Raw genomic sequence first — 19946 nt, 5'->3', positions numbered from 1 at the left:
AGAGGCAATAGACCTGTTCAGAAACGGAAGTTTCCAAACAGGTTTAATATATCAGGATATCAGGCTGTCTTTTGAGCTTCTGGATGTCTGCGCCCGTAATGCGTTTACCGCCTCCAGAAGGCAGGAACACACAGGATAACAATGGTGTAAAGTTCCAGCCTCCCTGCCAGCATAGAAAAAGAAAAGAGTATTTTTGCCCAATGCGGAAAGAACGAGAAATCTCCGCCACTGCCGATTCTGCCGAAGGCAGCGCCGATATTGCCGACTAGGGTCAAGGCTGCGGTAATGCTGGTCAGTATATCCTGTCCGCTCAATGTTGCAGCAAGAAAACTGATTAGAAGGCAGATGCAGTAGACAAAGAGAAACCCTGCAACGCTGTATACTACGTCTTTCCGTCCCGGGCGGCGATTGAGCTGGATGCTGAATACCCCATGCGGATGGATGAGCCGCTGCATTTCATTGTAGGCTTGCTTTCGTAAAATGACCCAACGGATCACCTTAATGCCGCCAGCAGTTGAACCGGAGCAGCCGCCGGTAAACATCAGCAAAAAGAGCAGCGCTTGCGCAAAGGGCGGCCATGTACAGTAGTTGACAGTAGAAAAACCGGTAGTGGTAATAATAGAAGCAACATGAAAAAAGCTGTGCCGGAAGGCTGCGGCTGCTCCATATATCGGGATCAATACAAGGGCAATACCGATAGCAGCGGCAAATACAATCCTCAGATATGCCCGCAGCTCGGAATTTCTGAAAAACTCTTCAGGATTGCCGGTGAACAGGTGAAAATACAAGCTAAAATTGCCCCCTGCCAAGAGCATAAATACCGTACAGATAATTTCTATTGCAGAAGACTGATAATAGCCGATACTGGTATTTTGCGTTGAAAAGCCGCCGGTACCCAAGGTAGAAAAGCTATGGCACATTGCTTCTAAAAAGGGCATACCGGCAACGCACAGCAGCAGTATTTGCAGTATTGTCATCCCAAGGTAGATAAACCACAGCGCTTTTGCCGTATGGGTAATCTTTGCAGTAACCTTTCCTTTATCTGGTCCGCTTGTTTCGCTTTTGATAAGCTGGAAGCCTCCAACTCCCAGCAGGGGGAAGAGGGCAACGGTTAGGGCAACAATTCCCATTCCGCCCAGCCAGTGCATTTGGGTACGCCACACCCGCAGCGCCATCGGATAGCTTTCGATATTTTCTAAGGCGCTTGCTCCTGTTGTGGTAAAACCTGATACGGATTCAAAGATAGCATCACTGAAATGAGGCACATATCCTGACAGCATAAAGGGTACCGCCCCAAGGAGTCCTGCTCCGATCCATGCAAAACAGACCAAGAGGATACCTTCCCGTGTGGTAAGACGGATAGGGCTGCGCTTTGTTTTGAGAAAAAGGGCAAGCGTTATCGCCCACAGTACACCTGCGGGGATGCAAAACGCCGGTAATACCGCTAATTCATGCAAATAAACAGCTGCTGCTGCCGGAATAATAAATGTTCCTGCAACAATCGAAAGAATCATACAGATAATGGTAAGACACTGGAAGAATTTCATTTTTTACCGGCAAAAAATTTGATAATTTCATCGCTTTGAGCGACTTGAACAATAACTGCAAGTTTATCACCTGCAGCAAGAACGGTATTTCCGCCCGGAATGCTGCAGCCTGATGCATTGGTAACCAGAAGGATGAGGAAAACACCGGGCATTGCAATATCTTTGAGGCTTTTGTCCACTGCGGCGGAATGGCTTGAAATAGTAATTTCGAGAACCTCAAGCTCACCCGCCCCCATAGTGTGGATTCTGGTAAGGTGTTTACCGCCTAAATGGCTCATAATAGTGTCAACAGTAACGTCTTTGAGCGGAATAGCAACGTCTACCCCGATTTTATACGCCACGTTTGACATAACAGCGCCCTGTACTAAGGCGATTGTTTTGCGGATGCCGAGCGTTTTGAGGTAGACAGAGGTAATCATATTTAATTCGTAGTTTTGTGTTGCAGTGATGATTAAATCGTAAGAATTGAGTGCAATCTCTTCGACAAAGGCCTCATCGGTAACATCTCCGCTGTAAACACGTGCATCAGGGTATTCCCCCGCTGCATACTTGGTTAAGGAGCTGTCTTTATCGATCAGCGCAAGCTCCCACCGCAGTTTAGAGCGAATCCCGAACAGCCGTTTGAAAAGTCCCAATGGACGGCGTTCAATAAGACCTGCTGCAACACGCTTGCCTACCTTTCCGATACCGACCAAGGCAATTTTTTTGATAGGCTGTACGGTAAAACCAGCTAGAGTATAAAATCGCTCAATATACTGCGGCAGCGTCAACACGGAAATCCGCATACCGGCGTGTAGCACCGTGCCGCCCGAAGGAATTACCGTTTTATTGTCTTGCTCTATGGAAACAACTACAAATACGAACACATCGTCAATAACGGTACGGATATTGATTAAGGAAATACCGTCCAGTTTACTGCCTGCTCCGATTGTAAAGCACGTGAGTTCATACGGAGAGTCTTCAAACGCAATAATATCGCTCACCGCCCCATGCTCAACTGCATTGATGATGGCAAGAGCCGCTTCCTGGTCGGGATGTACGAGAAAGTCTATCCCCAAAGTACGGTCTTTGCCGGTATTCAGAGAAGCAACATAGTTTTCGTTCCTAACACGGGCAATTTTAAGCACCTTCGGCGCAAGCGATTCTGCAACGCCGCAGATAATCATATTGAGTTCATCGCTATCGGTTACTGCAACGAGTGCATCCGCCTTTTGTATGTGTGCTTCTGTTAAGACTCGCGGATCATTTCCGCTTGCTTCCGTAACCGTGCAGTCAAGCCGGTTTGCCGCATGGCGGGCTGTTTCTTGATCCCGGTCGATCAATACAACATTATGTTTTTTAGCAATCAATCTCCGGGCAAGCTCTGTCCCTGTTACGCCTGCCCCGATAATAATAACGGTCATTGCAGGGTATACTAGCATAAAAAGCATGGTATGGACAGGGGCTGATTAAACCTGTTCGGAAACTTCCGTTTCTGAACAGGCTACCTCGAAATGCGATGTTCTAAATCGTGCTATTTTCACGATTTAGAACTCGTCGATCTATTCGGTAACACGGTTATCGAGTATATCTATTGTTGCCGTATGCAGTACAAAGCGCCATCCCTCATTCCCGCTGATCCCAGACATGATATATTGGAAGCGTTCGGCAAAAAACAGAACTAAGAATTTATAATCCTCCTTACGAATAAATCTTGAGTTTTGATAACATATTTCCGATACTTTAAGATGATTATGTATAAGCGCCGCATATTTTTGATATGTCTCATACTTTCTTTTATATCTCCAATAATCTGTTCCTCTGATATTTTACATGTATTGGAAAAAGGCGAAACGCTGTATTCATTGAGCCGTAAATATTCTGTTCCGCTGACGCTCATTCTGGAACGGAATAAGATTAATGACGCAAGAAAGATTGCAGCAGGACAGAAAATCTATATACCGGAAACCTATACGATTCAAAAAGGTGATACCTTGTACAGCATTGCCCGAAAATTTTCCGTAACCGTTGATGCTTTAATGAACGTAAACAGCCTTACCGATGCCGCAGTATTAAAAGTCGGAAAAATATTAATTATTCCCGAATCGATAATAGGAAAAAAAGAAAATATAGCCGCAGTACAAAAACCGGAACAACAGCAAAGCCCTTCTGTTTCGTGGGATGACCCCCGCTCTTATACAAAAAAGGCCGTCGATAAAAATATACTCTGGCCGGTTCCGGTTGGAGAAATCGCATATTTATCGGGAAAACTTTACGGAGTCGTTATCGATTCAACAGTCAATGCTTCTGTCCATGCTATTGCATCCGGTACAATTATTTCAATTGGACCACACCGAGGTTATGGGCAAGTTATTTTTATTCAATCAAAAACAAAACATGTCTATGTATATGCGGGTTTAGCCAGTGTGCTCCCCAAAGCAGGTACTCACATTGCTGTTGGGCAAGCCTTGGGTACCCTAGCAGCAGATGCGGTAACCGGCACTCCCCGCCTGTATTTTATGGTATATCAACATAATAAACCGCTCGATCCCGCTAAAGCACCACGTGGTAAGTAAAAAACTCCAGCATTATCGTTACCGCCATTTTAAAGCCAATTAGAAAAAAGTAACAAAACCTTGCAGAGAAAACACAGACTATAACCATGGATTAAAAAGTTTTACAAATAAAGAGACACCTAAGAACAATTTAACTGCTGCCCTTTGGTTCACAAGGAAGCAGCAGATATGGGTAAGATTAGACTTTTTCTAAAAACAAATATTTTTAGAGAATCCCAATTACTTAAAATCTTTGGGGCGGCGTTCAATACGATGACATTTTGCACATTCAGCAATATTTTTAATTTTACCGTTTTCGACCATTGTCTTTAATTCAACCTCACCACCGCAGGGACAGCTAAATTTCTGTGTAGCAACAGCTGTACGGGAGTTTTTACTTGCACCAGCCATACTCCGTGCCTCCTCTTAAAAAATTTTGGTATACATTATAGAAGATAAGCAAGTCACTGTCAAGCCGTCATAAATACTATGCCAGGGATTCCGCATTATAAAAATACTAGAGACTTTTTCTCATCAACAACCCCGACGCGGCATGCAAGCATCACCCCTTGCATCTGCTCTACCTCGGATAATAACGTCATTGAGCTTGAACCCATCTGCAATAATACTAATCGTAATATATTTGTGTAAGCTGCCATACGATTCTTCATTGCATCACCGCCGTCCGTGGCAAGTTCAAAAATTGACCTCCTTGTCAATTTTTGAACGCGAATTTTGGCAAAGCCAAAATATCGCTACTGCTGGGAACCACCGCCGTCCGTGGCGCTATTGAACAGCATACGTCCGTGTACGCTGTTCAACGACAAGTTTTTCTCACTGAAAAACTTGCTTCTGTATTGTATCACCGCCGTCCGTGGCGGTTCAGTTGTTAAGCTCTTCCGTTTTCCACTCTTTAATTGTCCGTGCTTGTTCATCAAATGAGCTGCCGATAAGCACGATCTTCTGCCCTCTTCCCTTGTACGGTGCCGCATACTCTTGCGTTTTTATCTGGTTGAGAGCCTCTTCCGCACTACCGTTATCGGAGAGCTTAAACTCGAAGATATACACAGTATCAGCCGTTTTGACTACACAATCTGCACGTCCCGTAGCACAATGCACTTCCGTTTGTACAAACTGGCCCATCAGTTTAAAAACGAGATACACTGCCGTCTGGTAGTTTTGTTCCCTCAGTTTTAAGTTTTCGGCGGTGAAGTTGTCGTACGCAATACTGGAAATAATCGACTTCAGCCGCTCCATAAACTCGTCCACATTCCCCTTGCGGATGTCCTGTACAAACCGTCCTATCCATACCCCGCTTTGACTCAATGTTAAATCGGAATACGCAGGCAAGAGATTCTCCAAAAAGCCGTACCGAACTTCATCATTCGGAAAACCCAGCTGATACAGCCTCAGATCGCTGATATACTTCTTGATGGTAAGGTACCCTGCTTGAAACAGAATGGGCAATGCATCCTGTGCCACCGCCCGGTACGTTTCCAATCCTGTTTGATTCAACTCAACATTGCCATCCAAGTCAGGGATATAATAATGCGCTTCTTTTAAGAAGTTAACTAAAAAAGTCGGTGTTCCCGTGCCGAACCAGTAACTGCTAATCTCTTTTTTGGCTAAGGCGCTCAACACACTAAAGGGGTTGTACATCCCTTCCCCGGCAGGATGGAACAAATAGCCGTCGTACCACTGCTTTAAGGTTGTTAATGCCTGCGGATAGTCCATAGTCTGCCGTGTTGCAAGTGTTTGTATATCCGGTTGGAAGGTTTCTTCAAGCTCTGTTTGCGTAATACCGCAGATACCGGCATAGTCTTCTTCCATCGATATATCACGAAGATTATTCAAATCGCTAAAAATACTAATCTTACTGAACTTTGTTACCCCGGTTAAAAACGCAAAACGGATATATTCATCACAGGTTTTTATAACAGAGTAAAACGCTTTGAGTGTATTACGGTAGTGTTCGTTCAGTTCTTCGTTCACACCCATCGTTTGCAGAAGCGGCTTATCGTATTCATCTACAAGGATGACGACCTGTTTTCCCGTTTGCTGATAGGCAGCCTTTATCAGCCGTTCAAAGCGTGAGGCAAAAAACGGCTTTTCCTCTTTTGCAACGAGTATACTATAGAGGCTTTCTTGCTCCTTTAATAAAGAATCGAGCCGTTCAGTCAAAGCCTCTCTTTCAAGATACTGTCCGATATTAAAATCAAAATACAGTACCGGATATTCCAGCCATGCCGATCGCTGCTCTTGTACAGCCTGTTCTTCCTCTACCTGTTCAATATACAAGTCTTTGAACAGCTCTTTTTGACCCCGGAAGTATGCAGCGAGTGTCGAAAGAAACAAGCTCTTGCCGAACCTGCGCGGACGGCTTAAAAAATACGGATTAGAGTCTTGTACGAGCTGCCAGAGAAATGCTGTTTTATCTATATAAATATATCTGTCCCGGCGGAGTTTTTCAAAACTTTGGATGCCAAGCGGTAGTTTGCGTGGTGCGTTCATAAAGATAGTATAGCAAGATTATTGCATTAAGCCTATCCTTGCGCTTCCTCAACATCATGGTAACCGCTCAAGGGGCAGCCCTATTCTAAAAATATCGAATTAAGAACGGAGTCTTTCTGGCGCCAGTTTTTATCAACACGCACCTGCAAATCCAGTTGAACACGGTATGGAAAGATTTTGCATAATTCTTTTTGGGCTTCAATCCTAATTGCTTTAATAACGGAAGCGCCCTTCCCGATAACCATCGGCTTTTGACTTTCCCGTTCCACGCAGAGAAAAGCCCGGACAAACAGTTCTTTTCCGTTTTTTTTCATCTCCATATCTTGAATGTTCACGTAAAGCGCGTGTGGAATTTCTTCATAGAGACGGCTGATTGCTTGCCCGCGGATAATCTCTGCAATGCGGAAATCGACCGGCTGATCGGTATAAAAATCTTCAGGGTAGTATAAACTGCCTTCAGGCAGCAAGCTGTAAAGAGCGGTGAGCAGGGGATCGATCCCTGTCTTTTTTTGTGCAGAAAGATCAAAAATATGCTCTTGCGGAAGGTTCGGAAGGGCTTGCATCAGACTGATGCGGGTTTGTCCCAAGCGGGCAAGCGGACTGTCCGCCTTGTTGATCCCCGCAATCAGCCTATCCTGCTTACTTTTAAGCAAATTGCAAATTGCGAGTTCTTCATCGCCAAACGGACGGGTTGCATCGATAAGGTATAGGACTGCCTCAGCTTCCTGCAAGCGGTTTTCCGCAATAAGCTGCAAGCGGCGGTTCATTTTTTTTTCGCTGATATGGTAGCCGGGCGTGTCGATAAAGATAATCTGCCCCTGCGTGGTTGTTAAAATACCGCGGATAGAACTGCGGGTTGTCTGCGGCAGCGCGGACACAATAGAAACAGTACCGCCGCAGATGCTGTTCAAAAGGGTAGATTTTCCTGCAGAGGGGCGACCGATAATACAGACCACCCCGCTCCGCGTCTGTGCAGCCTGATCACCGGCGGATTCGTTTTGTGCAATATGCACCGGCGCTTCTGCACCGGTACCATCCTGCCCCGGAATTCTGCTGCCTTCCGGCACGGTCTGTATAATACCGTCCGCCGACTCAGTTATGCCCGTTTCCGGTACCGGTATCTGTTCTTCCCGTACTATCATTCCGTCCGTATCCGCCATAATCCGCTCGTCTGCTTACGATGCTGCACAAGCGCTGCAGGGAGATTGCACGGCAATCTTATCTTCAACCAGCGTAAGAACCTTTGTCGGACATCCCTTAATACAGATACCGCAGGAATCGCAGAGTTCGTAATTGACTTCCGGAATTCCATTGATAACCTTAATTGCGCCTTTAGGACAATTCTTTTCGCACTTCATACACTTAATACAGCCGCGCTTACAGTTTTTCATAATAACGGCTTTTTTCGGGTTACGGCATGAACACAGCGCAATAGACCCCTTACGGGAGGTTGAAACCGTCGTAAGAATATGCTGAGGACAAGCTGCAACACAAACGGCACAGCCGGTGCATTTTTCGTAATCAACATGCGGAATACCGTCTTCGGTAACGTGGATCGCATCAAAAGGACACGCCATTTCGCAGTCGCCGAGACCGATACAGCCCCAGTCGCATTCACGCAGTCCGTTTACTGAAATTTTTGCAGCGCGGCAGGTTTTAACCCCGACATAATCAGCTTTCTCTTTACAAACGTCATGGGAACCTTGACACAGCAGAACGGCAACTTTCTTATCCGCATCGGCAGTTACCCCCATAATCGCGCCTACTTTTACCGCAACAGGTCCTGCCCCAACGGTACAGCCGTTTACCGGAGCATTGCCGCTTGCAACCGCAGCCGCAAAACCGTCACAACCCGGAAATCCACACGCGCCGCAGTTTGCACCCGGCAGCACCTCTCGGATTTTGGCAACCGTTTCATCAGGCGCTACATAGAATAAGCGCTTAAAAAATCCTAATAAAAAACCTATTGCAAGCGATAGAACCAACGAAACAATAAGTGTTAAAATGATTGATTGCATACTCTTCTGCCCCTCTTAAATCATACCGGCAAAGCCGCCGAATGCTAATGCCAATAAAGCAGCAGCGATAAACAAAATAGGAGTACCTTTAAGATACTTCGGTATCGGAGCAATATCAATGCGCTCACGTAACCCGGCAAACAACACCATCGCAAGCATATAACTGATTGCAACACCGATTGAGTACACCATCGACTGAATAAAGGTATAGTCAGCAGCGATAACGTCTAAGGTAACCGCAAGGATTGCACAGTTTGTGGTAATCAGCGGTAAATACACTCCCATCGCAGAATAAAGCGCGGGCGCAGACTTTTTAAGATAGAACTCTACCAGCTGAACTAAACTGGCAATAACCAGAATAAACAGCAAAGTCTGCAAAAAGCCGAGGTTATATGGTGCCAGCACGAGCTTATAGAGCGGATAGGTTGCTGCAGTTGCAATAACGGTAACAAAGAGAACCGCCCAGCCCATACCGGTGGATTTTTTTACATCCGAAGTCATACCGACAAAAGAACAGAGCGCCAAAAACCGAATAAAAACAATATTCTTTACAAAGACGGCGGCTAGAAAAATTTTAAACAGCTCCATTTTTGTTCTCCTCTGCTGCTGGAGCAGCTTCTGCAGATGGTTTGTCCGATGCAGCGGCGTGTTGTTTTTCTGCTTCTGCTTTTAAGGCAGCGGCTTTCTGTTCAGCTTCTTTCGCTGCCGCTGCTTCCTTGAGAGCAGCTTCCTTTGCTGCGGCTTCTTTCAAAGCAGCTGCTTTTACTGCTGCCGCTTTGCGCTCTGCCTTCAACTTCTTTTGATCCTGCATCAAATACGTCAATGCGATTAAAATACCGAATACAAAGAACCCCCCCGGAGAGTTTGCGAAAAACTTAATCAAATAATCATCAGGAAGGATATGCACTCCGAATACCGTACCGGTTCCCAAAAGTTCACGGATGGCGGACATAACAACCAAAACCCAGGTAAAACCCAATCCCATACCGAAGGCATCAGCCATTGCCTTTAAGGGCGACTCCTTCGATGCAAAGGATTCAACACGTCCCATAATGATACAGTTTACAACGATGAGTTTGATGAAGATACCCATTGATTCGGAAAGTTCCGGCAAAAATGCCTGCATCAAAAGGTCTACAATAGTAGTAAACGATGCAATAACAATGATAAAAATCGGGATACGGATATCATTTGGGATAAACTTGCGGAATATACTGATAATCATTTCGCTCAATACAATAACAAAGGTCATTGCGAGTCCCATACCAATTCCGTTTGCAACCGATGTGGTAATAGCGAGCGCGGAACAAAGTCCGATCATCAGCATAATGAGCGGATTTTCTTTTACTAATCCATTTGTAAAAATGCGTACATACTCTTTCATAACCGTTCTCCTTTACTGCCCGCTGCCTGCACTGCCGATACCTTGGCTCGTCATATATGAAGAAGCGGCATTAACGGCTATTTTTACCATTTTAGTAACAGCTGTGGAGGTAATGGTTGCTCCGGCAATGGCTTGTACATCACCGCCGAGTGCAAATTCATCGGTAACGGGCTTATTACGGAACTGTCCGATAAAGGGTTCATCCTTTGCCTTTGTTCCGATACCCGGTGAATCGGTTAATACTAAGAATTGGATCATCTTGAGCTTCCCGTCCGTATCAATTCCGGTCAGAATAGTCGCTTGATCATAAGTATGCCCGCTCACCGTTACAATGACACCGGCAGGCTTATCACTCTGCATCGCCACGAATGCATCACCAAACGCAATCTTATCAACGGATTTCGGCATTCCTTCGGTTATAGGGCGGAATGAATCGGCATCAGGGAAGATTGCCTGCAAAGCGAGCTTTGTTTTTGCTTCTTTTGCGGCAAGAATGCGGGGTGAGGTCAGCATATTGACTGCAGCCAGCGCGAGGCAGGCAATAACTGTATAGATCGCCAACATCACGGATAATTTGAGCATCTGTTTCATTTTGCTGCCTCCTTTCCCGGTTTCGGCTGCTTAACCGGCTTTACAAAGCCGTATTTCCGTTGAATCAATTTATTTAAGAAGGTTACAACCGAATTCATAATCAGAATACTATACATAACGCCTTCCGGCATTCCGGCAAACAGACGCATTAACGCAGTAATCAAGCCGCAGCCTGCACCGAAAATAATCTGACCCTTAAAGGTTACCGGAGATGTTGCATAGTCTGTTGCCATAAATACAGCGCCGAACAGCAAACCGCCGCTTAACAGCGTCAGCAGGGGATCAACACCTGCAATGGCACCGGCTGCTACTGCCGTTACCACCATCGAAACCGGAATCTGCCATTCAATAACCTGAGTAACCAGCAAATAGACAAAACCCACCAGAATGAGCAATGCACTGGACTCACCGATACAACCGCCGTGATCTCCAAGGAAGAGTTTGAGGTATACATCGCCGGATGAAGCTAAGCCCATCTTTTCTGCGATTGCAGCAGCGGTGGAAATACCGCCCTCGGATGGTTTAAGATACGAAAGCGGAGTTGCAGTACTCACTGCGTCAAAACCTTGATGCGGCATAACCCATGAGGTCATCAAACGTGAAAAGCTCACAAACGCAAAGGCGCGTCCAACCAAGGCAGGGTTGAAGGGGTTTGCTCCCAATCCGCCGAAAAATTCCTTTGCAACCACAATAGCAAAAATTGCGGAAAGGATTACGATCCATATCGGGATGAGCGGCGGCAATACAAGCGCCAGCAACAAACCGGTTACCGCTGCAGAACAGTCTTTTATCCGAATATCCCGCCCCATTATTTTGCGGAATCCTGCCTCAGAGCCGATTGCGGTTGCTACCGAAACAAGAATACGGATCAACGCAGCAGCGCCGTAGAGATAGATACCGTAGAGAGCAAGCGGAGCAAGCGCAATGAGCACATGGATCATCAGCTTCCGGCTGGTTACAGAACTCGTAATATGCGGCGCCGGGGAAAGATAAATTTCGTTTTTATCGGATTCACCCATAGTTTACTTTCCTCCCTGTGCAGCGGCTGCTTTTGCCGCCTCTTTTTGTTTTGCTTCGCGTAAAAGCTGTTTACCAACCTTAAAGCGCTGGACAAGTTTGAGATGCGCAGGACAAACATACGAACAAATCCCGCATTCAACACAGTCCATCAGCCCGCAGCGTACAGCTTCTTCCATCTTATGCGCTTTTAATGCACGGATGATCAGTACCGGCGAGAGACGGCAGCTACAGTGCGCAACACACTTACCGCAGCCGATACACGGGCTTTCTTCATCAAGAGAAACTTCTTCACGTGTTAAGAAAAGCACACCGGAGGTATTCTTCTGTACGGGAAAGTCTGCATTTTTCATTGCAAAGCCCATCATTGGTCCGCCTGAAATGATCTTTGTTACACCGGGCTTTAAGCGTACTACTTCCGGAATAAGATCACCGATACAGGTACCGATAGGAGCAATAACGTTGATAGGATTTTCACAAGCCCCGCCGGAAATTGTCAGCGGACGGTCGATAAGCGGCATACCTTTTCGGAAGGCATCGGAAATAGCCTTCATCGTACCGACATTCTGAATGATACAGCCGATTTGGAAGGGCAGCCCGCCTGAGGGGATTTCTCTACCGACAACGGCAGAGGTTAAGTTTTTTTCTCCGCCCTGCGGATATTTTGTTTTACATAATTCAACGGAAATGTCGTAAGCTCCTGCACCGACAGGATTTTCCTTGATTTTGGCGATTGCCTTTTGAAACACCGGCACAAGATGCGTCTTATTATCTTCAAGAGCGATAATGCCTTTACCGGCTCCGGTAATGTGCATGATAATCGCCATTCCATCGATAATTGCTTCAGCAGAATGATACATAGAAGCGGCATCGGTACACAGATACGGCTCACATTCTGCAGCATTCCCTAAAATGTAGTCTATCTTGGCATCTTTTGGAGGGCTGAGCTTGACGTGTACGGGAAAAGAAGCGCCTCCCATACCGGTTATACCCGCCTCGCGGATACGCTTAAGCGCGTCTTCCTTTGTGCAAGTAAAGGGATCAAGCGGTTCCATAAAGGATTCTGAAAGTTCTTCACCGGCTTGAATTGCGATACAAAGTGCATCCGTATTGCCCGTAACAAGGTGCGGTTCGATTTTTTTTACGGTACCGGAAATCGACGCATGAACAGGAGCAGACATAAATTTGTCTGTTTCCGCTATCTTTTGCCCCCGTATAACCGTATCACCAACTTTGACTAACGGAGTATTCGGAGCGCCGCCTTGGGTAACCGGAATCCATACCATCTTAGTAGACGGCATCACGGCTAAGACCTCGGATTCGGCGGAAATCGCTTTCCGCTCGGGAGGATGACACCCCCCTTTAAATGACTTAGTACTCATGCTTTTATTATATAGTAACAGTATCTTGTCAGTCAATAAACAGATACCGTGAGAACAGGGATTCCTCCATCTCTCCGGCATAACAGCCCGATAAAATTGAACAAACCGCAGAAAAAACACCGCTAAAATAGAAAATCGGTAAGCGGTACCGCCAGCAGATTCATATCGGCGGCACCGCCCTTGTACTTACGGTTCTATCGGGGCATTGCCGCTATCGAGGATAGCCCATCCTTTCTCCCAAGCCTGCTGTAATGCGGCAGCAGAGGGCTTGCCGTTCTTTATTTTATCCCCCACTGCTAAAACGCGGGCTTCGCGGACTACGCTGCCGTTTCCGGCTGCTGCGGGAAGGCTTTTCAGCAAAGCGTCCATTGCCTCCGCTTCGATTGTATTCATGTAGCACCGCAGCTGTGTGAGTTTTTTACAACTTGATACATCGAGCGCCGATAGCTGATTGATACCGCACCACAAAAGTTCAAGCTGGGGCTGCTGTGAAATATCCAAAGTATGCAAGCGGTTATTATAGCATTGCAGCCGTTTTAAATTTTTATTGGCGGATAATTGCAGCTGCTCAATTTTATTACCTGCACAGTAGAGCACTTCAAGATCGGGACAGCGGGAAACATCAATATGTTCTACCATACCGTTATCCTTAATATCAAGTTCGCAAATATTTCCGGTAAACACAAGCGCTGTGCCCGCAGCCTTCAGCAGCTGCATCGGTTTGTCCTCGTTTAATTCGCGGACATCATCCGTTCCCGGCAGAGCTGTTTTATCGGCGCCCTGTACCTTTACTGCTGAGCCGTCCTGCGTTTTTATCCTGACCGATAGCGTAGCCCCTGCAGGAACGGTAATTGTTACCGATCCCATTTTCGGCACCGAAGCCGGTACCGCCGTACAAGCGGCAATTATCACCGCTGCTGCAAGCAAGATGCTCGTTTTCAAAGCTGTTTTCATAGATTAACTCCTTCATTTCTCCTCATTGAGATTACGTTCCGCGTATGCTTTCGGCTTATTTAACCGATGCGGCACTCCACTCCATGTCCTTGTCCATCGGATACATCGGACTCGGTAAGTGCTTATAGTGTAGGCGGGAGAATATTTCGTTGGTACTTCCATCGGTAAGTACTAAAATAGAACGTTTTGCAATCGCACGGATTTCCGGTTCAAGATAGCCGAGCTTCACCACGATAATTTTGCAGTGTTCCGGTTCAACGCCGAGCGCCCGCATCATTTCAGGATCGTAGCAGCCGACGTGCTTTGAGGTTACTACCACATCGACACCGTTCACATCCAAGAGCGCCATATCGCTTTGCTGTGCACCTGCCCACGCCTTACAGAGCTTCTTTACGGGTGCTTTCACCTGAATAGGCGAACTTTTTTCCGTATCGAAGGCAGCGCCGAGTGTACCTTCAACGATATGCCCCTCCCCTACTTTAAAAGCAGCTGCAACTAAGGCGGGATCATAGAATGCCTGATAGCAGAGCGGCGGATTGAGTGAGGTTAAAACAGGATCGGCAAGGATTGTTTTTAAGAAATTAGTTACATCCTGCGAAGAACCGGCGGTAGGATTGTCTCCTGAGTCAGAAAGCACAACAGGATATACGCCTTGCTCAACGCTTGTGCGAGCATGGGGCAGTGCGTCGGCAGGTTCACGAGTTTCGTTGTAAAAGCAAAACTCACTCCGGGTATCCCAAAATAGCTGCGCAAGCTCCTCAGCCTTCTGTTGTGCAAGCGCTTTATCGCCGTCGGTTACGACCATTGCTGTAACACCGTTGTCCGCCGTGTCTGCCCACGGGAAGCCTAAAAGATACGAAGCTGCCATGATATGCGGCTGTTTTTCATATTCACGCAGCGTTGCGGTCAGCTTTTTCATCGGCTCCACACTTGTTTCAGACTGTTCCCCTGCAATAAGGAAGGGGATTTTTACCGCTGCAAGCACCGGCCGTATGCCTTTTTCAAGGGTATCAATCGTCATACGGGCTGCATGAATACCGATTTCGTAGGTATCTGTGTGAGGAGCACATTTATAGCCGACATACCCATCTACATAATCAAGCATCCGTTGGGAAATGGTTGCGTGCATATCGAGCGATGATAAAATCGGAATATCGGGGCATATTTTCCGTATGTCTTCCAATAAATCACCTTCTGCCTCACCGATTTCACGAACCCGCATGGAACCGTGCAGCGAAAGACAGAGTGCATCCAGCGGCAGCGCATCCTTAATTGCTTGCAAGAACTCATTTTTAAGCGAAAGATAATACGCTTTATCCCATTCTCCGTTCGGCACTGCCCGCGCAATTAAAGCCGGGATTACTTCATACCCCGCTTCTTGCAGTGTTGTAATAGCCCCGCATACAGAGCTTTGCCCCTTCGCCTCCAAAAGTTCCTTTCCGCGTAATACCCAAATATCATCGCGTCCCGTGGTAATCGGATTAAAGGTATCGGACTCATGGTGCATTCCGCCCACCAGTACCCGCTTTTTTCTATTCATGTAAAAATGCCTCCTTCACAAAAGATGACCGTAATCAACAACGCCGGCACGGCGTGTGAGCATTAACCCTCCGCACGAATAAAAAAGCACATAGAACTCATTCGATTTTAGCAATTCCCGCAAAAGCTCTTTATCACCTTTTATTCGTACAAAGATAATTATACATCTATTTTTAAAAAAAGTTTTTAAAAGTTCATTAAAATGCAGTCAACACCGCTTACGACTAATATGCACAAATATACGGTGCAGTAGAAGCCCTCTATTTTTAAAAGAAAGCCGGTGTGTTTATCTGACAGCCGATCACCCCTACTGACAGAACTACGGGTTTATGATATGATTATCGTTTAATACCGTTAATATCCAAAAAGTACGGTATCCGTTCAAACCCGAAAGGGCTTTTGGCGGATTCGCAATACTATGAGATAAGGATGAAAATGATGAAAAAACATGGATTACAGATTATGAGTTTATTGTGCTACGCCTTTGTGCTGCTTTCGTGTACGGCAGCAAAAAAGCAAAGCCGGTATGACGCTATTCAAAGTGAGAAAAAACTGGTATTGGGTACATGTGCGGACTATGCGCCTTATGAGTTCCATACTGAAAAAGATGGAAAAGATACTATTGTCGGATTTGATGTGGAAATTGCCCGTGCAGTCGCACAGGATATGGGAGCAGAGCTTGTAATCCGGGATATGGATTTTGACGGACTCTTAGCAGCATTGGTTTCAGGTTCCGTAGATATTGTCTTAGCTGGAATGACACCGACTGATGAGCGCAGGCAAAATGTTGATTTTACCGATATTTATTATACCGCCGAGCAGGGAATTATCATCAGAAGCGCTGATGCAAAGCTATACGCAGACTCTCCGCTGGGGCTGGCAGATAAAATGATCGGTGCACAGCGGGGAACCATTCAAGTTGGGATCGCAAAAACCGAAATAAAGGGAGTTGCTGAATCTGACATGGAAAAACCGCATAAGCAAATTAAGGAACTGCCGAAATTGCCTGATTTGATTATGGAATTAAAAAGCGGTAAAGTCGATGCGGTTATTGTTGAATTGCCGGTAGCACAAAACTATGTTGCAGTACACGACGATTTAATGCTTGCGTCCTATACCTTTAAGGATTCTGCAGGCGGCTCTGCTGCGGCTGTAAAAAAAGGTGAGCAAAAGCTGCTGGAAGCAGTGAATGCTTCTCTCAACACCTTAAAAACAACAGGAAAGATCAGTCAATTCGCAGCATCGGCTATCGAGAGTGTGGAACAGCAGTAATGGCAGAGGGCATCTTCTAAAAGCTCTACCTGAGTTTTTGGATATGCCCTCAGTGAGCTTTTAGAGGTTTCCCATAATGAATTTTTCATTTTTAGCTAAATATTGGCCCTATTATCTTGAAGGGATGAAGAATACCGTTCTCCTCGCATTGGTAACGGTACTATTGGGAGGACTGGTCGGGCTTCTTTTGGTATTGGGCAGGATCAGCGGCAGGCGGTCATTGCGTTTTTTGGCAGGAGCGTATGTTGAATTTATCCGCGGCACCCCGCTGTTGGTTCAGCTTTTTATCATCTATTATGGATTGCCGGCATTGGGTATTAAGTTTTATGATAATGCGGCAGCATCAACAGCGCTCGGTATTGGTCTTTCCGAATTTATTCCGGGAGTAATTGCACTCGGACTCAACTCAGGGGCGTATGTCTGTGAGATTTTCCGTTCGGGTATTCAGTCAATTAACGGCGGACAAACAGAGGCTGCGCGGTCGCTCGGCTTATCCCATTGGCAGACCCTCCGCTATATTATCTTTCCGCAGGCATTTAAGGCGGTGCTCCCCACGCTCGGCAATGAGTTTGTCGCTATTATTAAGGAATCTTCCATTGTATCGGTGATAGGGATTGCAGACCTCATGTATAAAGCGAATGTCGTACGCGGGAATACCTTTCTGCCGTTTGAGCCGCTTTTAATTGCAGCGCTCTGCTATTTTTTACTGACCTATCCGCTATCCCGGCTCCTTGCCCATATCGAAAAAGGAATGAACCATGCTTAAAGTTGAAGGTCTTAAAAAAAAATTCGGAACTTTGGATGTACTATGCGGTATCGATGCGGAAATCCGGAAAGGTGAAACAGTAGTCATAGTCGGACCTTCGGGATCAGGGAAAAGCACATTCTTACGCTGTCTCAACCTTTTAGAAACACCCGACGAAGGGCATATCTTTTTTGAAGGAAAAGATATGACTGACCAGCGTAATCAGCAACGCGGCGGACTGGATAGATACCGGAAAAATGTCGGGATGGTATTTCAGCATTTTAATCTCTTTCCGCATAAAACCGTTATCGAAAATATTATTTTAAGTCCTATCCTTGTAAATAAGGTTTCCGAAGAAGAAGCCCGTGCTCAAGCATCACAGCTGCTGGAACGGGTTGGACTACAGGATAAAAAAGATACCTATCCCGATCAGCTATCAGGAGGGCAAAAACAGCGGATAGCTATTGTCCGAGCCTTGGCGATGAAGCCGCAAGTGCTGCTTTTTGATGAACCGACAAGCGCCCTTGATCCTGAAATGGTTGGCGAAGTACTGACTGTTATGCAGGATTTAGCAACAGGAGGGATGACGATGGCAGTTGTAACCCATGAAATGCGCTTTGCCCGGCAGGCTGCTAACCGGATTTTCTTTATTGACGGCGGTTGTATTGTGGAACAAAGTGATCCTGAGCTGTTTTTTACTGCGCCACGCGAGCAGCGTACCAAAGATTTTCTCAAAAAAGTTATGAATTAAAACGGATAGGATATGACGCTTTCTGAATGGCAGGCATTGAGCTTATTTAGAGATGATTTTAAAGCAGCATGCAAGGACTGGCTGCACCGCTGCGGATATACCTATTCTGCCCCCGCCGAATCACAACCCGCCCTCCCCTACCTCAACAGCAGCACGGAAGGTACACCGTTGCATCTTCTACAGCAGGAGGCTGCAAAAGCCGATGGGACACCGTTCTACCCGGTCGAAACCCCTATCGTGTACAATCATAGTCTCGACGAAGTGCAAGAAGCCGATCATGTTAAGCTCATTATCATCAGTGATAATCCGGGAAAAAACGAACAGCTGCATATCAATCAGCGCTATTTGGTAGGACAGGCGGGGAAAGTTGCAGAAGGCTTTTTCCGCCGGAATCCTTCTCTTGATATTGATTTTAGGCAGAATGCTATCATCCTCAATAAAACACCGGTGCATACGGCAAAGACAAAGGAACTCAAGTATGTATTAGACAATGCCGGTTCATCATTCCGAACGCTTTTTGAAGAAACACAAGTATGGCTTGCAGCCCGGACTGCCGCCCTGCAGCAGGCGCTTCAGTGTCCGCTGTGGCTCATCGGGTACGGCGAGCTGAGAAAAAAATCTTTGTTTACCCCCTATGCGGAAGAGCTCAAGCGGCAGTATGCCAGCCATGCTGATGCCCCGGTCTTTGTGTTTCAGCATTTCTCAATGAATTGTTTTGCTATTGATCTTAAAAAACAGAGCAACCCCGCTCTATCTATAGGAGAAAACCTGCGGACAATCGGTTTACGGCACCGGCACGAGGTACTGGGATGGTAGGATGTCATCTTTCAGGACAGCAATCCTATACGATACGGCAAGCCTACACCGCTGATATTGCAGCCGTGATGCAGATTGAAGTGCAAAGTTTTGATGCCGGTATTGCTGAAGACGAGGCAGTCTTTGCCGAGCGGCTTGCAGAAGCGGAAGGCTGTAATTACGTGCTTGAAAATGCTGATCATGCAGTATGTGGGTATTTTACAGCCGAGCTATGGACAGCAGCTCAATTCACCCCTTCGTTCTTTGACCTGGGGCATTCGGTACGGGACCGCCATGATCCTGCCGGTACAACACTCTATATTTCTTCTTTTGCATTGCTGCCGGAGGTGCGGGGGCAGCGGACAGCGGACAAAACATCCGGTATTGCAGAATACTTTTTTTCTGCAGCCCTGGATTACATCACGGCTGCTTTTCCGCAGCTTCAACGGATTATTCTGCTGGTACATGAAGATTGGCACAAAGCCATCACTATTTATGAGGGGCAGGGCTTTACCCGCATACAGGTACTGGATAATTTTTCATGGTTTGCGGGTAAAAAGGCATTCATCTACCAAAAAATGACCCCGTATTAAAAGTGTTCTGGGCATTTGCTCTCAGGTCTCATTGCGCATCTCCTTCTTCTATGTTACACTACCGCCATGAATACTGTCAAAAGGAAAATGCCTATCGGCTCGCAAAGTTTTAAGGGGCTACGGGAAGGCGGCTTTATCTATGTCGATAAAACAGAATTTATATGGAAGCTTGTCACGTCGAGTAGAATCAATTTTTTAAGCCGACCGCGCCGATTTGGTAAAAGCCTGTTTCTTTCTACACTTGCAGCCTATTTTCTCGGACAAAAAGAGCTGTTCACCGGCTTAAAAATTGCTGAATGGGAGGCACAGCAGG

20 protein-coding genes and 1 pseudogene are annotated in these 19946 nt (G+C 46.3%); 7 read left to right on the top strand and 14 right to left on the bottom strand.

What is annotated here, in order from left to right; all coding sequences use genetic code 11:
* Positions 1-104 precede the first annotated feature (104 nt).
* Both ACTTJ8_RS03130 and trkA read right to left on the bottom strand, forming a co-directional pair.
* Positions 105-1547, bottom strand: a complete 1443-nt coding sequence (locus tag ACTTJ8_RS03130; protein WP_442720282.1) for a TrkH family potassium uptake protein — start codon at positions 1545-1547, stop codon at positions 105-107.
* Positions 1544-2968 carry a Trk system potassium transporter TrkA gene (gene trkA, locus ACTTJ8_RS03125; protein ID WP_442720281.1) on the bottom strand — a complete coding sequence of 475 codons (1425 nt, stop codon included), beginning with the start codon at positions 2966-2968 and terminating at the stop codon, positions 1544-1546. The genes ACTTJ8_RS03130 and trkA overlap by 4 nt, the downstream gene beginning before the upstream one ends.
* A 396-nt stretch (positions 2969-3364) precedes the next feature.
* Here trkA and ACTTJ8_RS03120 point away from each other — a divergent pair, with 396 nt between their 5' ends.
* Entirely contained in the window at positions 3365-4102 is a 738-nt protein-coding gene (locus ACTTJ8_RS03120) for a LysM peptidoglycan-binding domain-containing protein (RefSeq protein WP_442720280.1), read from the top strand.
* Positions 4103-4321: 219 nt separating this feature from the next.
* On the opposite strand, the gene ACTTJ8_RS03115 is transcribed toward ACTTJ8_RS03120, so the two are convergent.
* The 12 genes and pseudogenes from ACTTJ8_RS03115 to ACTTJ8_RS03060 all read right to left on the bottom strand — a co-directional run bounded on the left by ACTTJ8_RS03115 (position 4322) and on the right by ACTTJ8_RS03060 (position 15478).
* Positions 4322-4492, bottom strand: a complete 171-nt coding sequence (locus ACTTJ8_RS03115) for a hypothetical protein (protein ID WP_442715691.1) — start codon at positions 4490-4492, stop codon at positions 4322-4324.
* Between the two features lie 95 nt (positions 4493-4587).
* A complete protein-coding gene (locus tag ACTTJ8_RS03110) occupies positions 4588-4740 on the bottom strand; it encodes a hypothetical protein (RefSeq protein WP_442715692.1) in 153 nt (50 codons plus the stop codon).
* Positions 4741-4963: 223 nt separating this feature from the next.
* Positions 4964-6592 carry an ATP-binding protein gene (locus ACTTJ8_RS03105; protein WP_442720279.1) on the bottom strand — a complete coding sequence of 543 codons (1629 nt, stop codon included), beginning with the start codon at positions 6590-6592 and terminating at the stop codon, positions 4964-4966.
* Positions 6593-6672: 80 nt separating this feature from the next.
* Positions 6673-7752, bottom strand: coding sequence for a GTPase Era (gene era / locus ACTTJ8_RS03100; RefSeq protein ID WP_442720278.1), 1080 nt, complete (start codon positions 7750-7752; stop codon positions 6673-6675).
* A 15-nt stretch (positions 7753-7767) separates the two neighbouring features.
* Entirely contained in the window at positions 7768-8610 is an 843-nt protein-coding gene (locus ACTTJ8_RS03095) for an RnfABCDGE type electron transport complex subunit B (RefSeq protein WP_442715695.1), read from the bottom strand.
* A gap of 15 nt (positions 8611-8625) precedes the next feature.
* A complete protein-coding gene (locus tag ACTTJ8_RS03090) occupies positions 8626-9198 on the bottom strand; it encodes an electron transport complex protein RnfA (RefSeq protein ID WP_442715696.1) in 573 nt (190 codons plus the stop codon).
* A 139-nt stretch (positions 9199-9337) separates the two neighbouring features.
* Positions 9338-9994, bottom strand: a pseudogene (rsxE, locus tag ACTTJ8_RS03085) (electron transport complex subunit RsxE); the annotation flags it as partial.
* A 12-nt stretch (positions 9995-10006) separates the two neighbouring features.
* Positions 10007-10585: an RnfABCDGE type electron transport complex subunit G gene (locus ACTTJ8_RS03080; RefSeq protein WP_442720277.1), complete on the bottom strand. Its 579-nt coding sequence runs from the start codon at positions 10583-10585 to the stop codon at positions 10007-10009.
* Positions 10582-11604, bottom strand: coding sequence for an RnfABCDGE type electron transport complex subunit D (locus ACTTJ8_RS03075; protein ID WP_442719374.1), 1023 nt, complete (start codon positions 11602-11604; stop codon positions 10582-10584). Before ACTTJ8_RS03075 ends, ACTTJ8_RS03080 begins: the two co-directional genes overlap by 4 nt.
* A 3-nt stretch (positions 11605-11607) precedes the next feature.
* Positions 11608-12984 carry an electron transport complex subunit RsxC gene (gene rsxC, locus ACTTJ8_RS03070; protein WP_442715699.1) on the bottom strand — a complete coding sequence of 459 codons (1377 nt, stop codon included), beginning with the start codon at positions 12982-12984 and terminating at the stop codon, positions 11608-11610.
* Positions 12985-13170: 186 nt separating this feature from the next.
* On the bottom strand, positions 13171-13938 hold the full coding sequence (locus ACTTJ8_RS03065) for a leucine-rich repeat domain-containing protein (RefSeq protein WP_442719373.1): 768 nt from the start codon (positions 13936-13938) through the stop codon (positions 13171-13173).
* A 55-nt stretch (positions 13939-13993) separates the two neighbouring features.
* Positions 13994-15478: a M81 family metallopeptidase gene (locus ACTTJ8_RS03060; RefSeq protein WP_442719372.1), complete on the bottom strand. Its 1485-nt coding sequence runs from the start codon at positions 15476-15478 to the stop codon at positions 13994-13996.
* A 434-nt stretch (positions 15479-15912) separates the two neighbouring features.
* Between ACTTJ8_RS03060 and ACTTJ8_RS03055 the strand changes: the two genes are divergently transcribed.
* The 6 genes from ACTTJ8_RS03055 to ACTTJ8_RS03030 form a co-directional block, all read left to right on the top strand.
* Entirely contained in the window at positions 15913-16749 is an 837-nt protein-coding gene (locus ACTTJ8_RS03055) for a transporter substrate-binding domain-containing protein (protein WP_442720276.1), read from the top strand.
* A gap of 76 nt (positions 16750-16825) precedes the next feature.
* The gene (locus tag ACTTJ8_RS03050) at positions 16826-17515 is read left to right on the top strand and encodes an amino acid ABC transporter permease (RefSeq protein WP_442720275.1); all 690 of its coding nucleotides are present in this window, start codon (positions 16826-16828) and stop codon (positions 17513-17515) included.
* Entirely contained in the window at positions 17508-18245 is a 738-nt protein-coding gene (locus ACTTJ8_RS03045; RefSeq protein ID WP_442720274.1) for an amino acid ABC transporter ATP-binding protein, read from the top strand. The genes ACTTJ8_RS03050 and ACTTJ8_RS03045 overlap by 8 nt, the downstream gene beginning before the upstream one ends.
* A 12-nt stretch (positions 18246-18257) precedes the next feature.
* Positions 18258-19061 (top strand): hypothetical protein, encoded by an 804-nt coding sequence (locus tag ACTTJ8_RS03040; RefSeq protein ID WP_442720273.1) that lies wholly within the window; start codon positions 18258-18260, stop codon positions 19059-19061.
* Positions 19055-19633: a GNAT family N-acetyltransferase gene (locus tag ACTTJ8_RS03035; RefSeq protein WP_442720272.1), complete on the top strand. Its 579-nt coding sequence runs from the start codon at positions 19055-19057 to the stop codon at positions 19631-19633. Before ACTTJ8_RS03040 ends, ACTTJ8_RS03035 begins: the two co-directional genes overlap by 7 nt.
* Before the next feature lie 66 nt (positions 19634-19699).
* On the top strand, positions 19700-19946 hold a 247-nt coding region (locus ACTTJ8_RS03030; RefSeq protein WP_442720271.1), incomplete at its 3' end, for an AAA family ATPase.

This window comes from Treponema sp. (assembly GCF_052169735.1).
Taxonomy (GTDB): domain Bacteria; phylum Spirochaetota; class Spirochaetia; order Treponematales; family Treponemataceae; genus Treponema.
Note: the sequence above shows the minus strand (reverse complement) of the source record. Positions and strands in the feature narration are given on the sequence as shown.

Excerpts from the sequence above, each read along its gene's own strand:
- ACTTJ8_RS03130 (WP_442720282.1), bottom strand. The coding sequence starts at position 1,547 with ATGAAATTCTTCCAGTGTCTTACCATTATCTGTATGATTCTTTCGATT.
- trkA (WP_442720281.1), bottom strand. The coding sequence starts at position 2,968 with ATGCTAGTATACCCTGCAATGACCGTTATTATTATCGGGGCAGGCGTA.
- ACTTJ8_RS03115 (WP_442715691.1), bottom strand. The coding sequence starts at position 4,492 with ATGGCTGGTGCAAGTAAAAACTCCCGTACAGCTGTTGCTACACAGAAA.
- ACTTJ8_RS03110 (WP_442715692.1), bottom strand. The coding sequence starts at position 4,740 with ATGGCAGCTTACACAAATATATTACGATTAGTATTATTGCAGATGGGT.
- ACTTJ8_RS03105 (WP_442720279.1), bottom strand. The coding sequence starts at position 6,592 with ATGAACGCACCACGCAAACTACCGCTTGGCATCCAAAGTTTTGAAAAA.
- era (WP_442720278.1), bottom strand. The coding sequence starts at position 7,752 with ATGGCGGATACGGACGGAATGATAGTACGGGAAGAACAGATACCGGTA.
- ACTTJ8_RS03095 (WP_442715695.1), bottom strand. The coding sequence starts at position 8,610 with ATGCAATCAATCATTTTAACACTTATTGTTTCGTTGGTTCTATCGCTT.
- ACTTJ8_RS03090 (WP_442715696.1), bottom strand. The coding sequence starts at position 9,198 with ATGGAGCTGTTTAAAATTTTTCTAGCCGCCGTCTTTGTAAAGAATATT.
- ACTTJ8_RS03080 (WP_442720277.1), bottom strand. The coding sequence starts at position 10,585 with ATGAAACAGATGCTCAAATTATCCGTGATGTTGGCGATCTATACAGTT.
- ACTTJ8_RS03075 (WP_442719374.1), bottom strand. The coding sequence starts at position 11,604 with ATGGGTGAATCCGATAAAAACGAAATTTATCTTTCCCCGGCGCCGCAT.
- rsxC (WP_442715699.1), bottom strand. The coding sequence starts at position 12,984 with ATGAGTACTAAGTCATTTAAAGGGGGGTGTCATCCTCCCGAGCGGAAA.
- ACTTJ8_RS03065 (WP_442719373.1), bottom strand. The coding sequence starts at position 13,938 with ATGAAAACAGCTTTGAAAACGAGCATCTTGCTTGCAGCAGCGGTGATA.
- ACTTJ8_RS03060 (WP_442719372.1), bottom strand. The coding sequence starts at position 15,478 with ATGAATAGAAAAAAGCGGGTACTGGTGGGCGGAATGCACCATGAGTCC.
- ACTTJ8_RS03055 (WP_442720276.1), top strand. The coding sequence starts at position 15,913 with ATGATGAAAAAACATGGATTACAGATTATGAGTTTATTGTGCTACGCC.
- ACTTJ8_RS03050 (WP_442720275.1), top strand. The coding sequence starts at position 16,826 with ATGAATTTTTCATTTTTAGCTAAATATTGGCCCTATTATCTTGAAGGG.
- ACTTJ8_RS03045 (WP_442720274.1), top strand. The coding sequence starts at position 17,508 with ATGCTTAAAGTTGAAGGTCTTAAAAAAAAATTCGGAACTTTGGATGTA.
- ACTTJ8_RS03040 (WP_442720273.1), top strand. The coding sequence starts at position 18,258 with ATGACGCTTTCTGAATGGCAGGCATTGAGCTTATTTAGAGATGATTTT.
- ACTTJ8_RS03035 (WP_442720272.1), top strand. The coding sequence starts at position 19,055 with ATGGTAGGATGTCATCTTTCAGGACAGCAATCCTATACGATACGGCAA.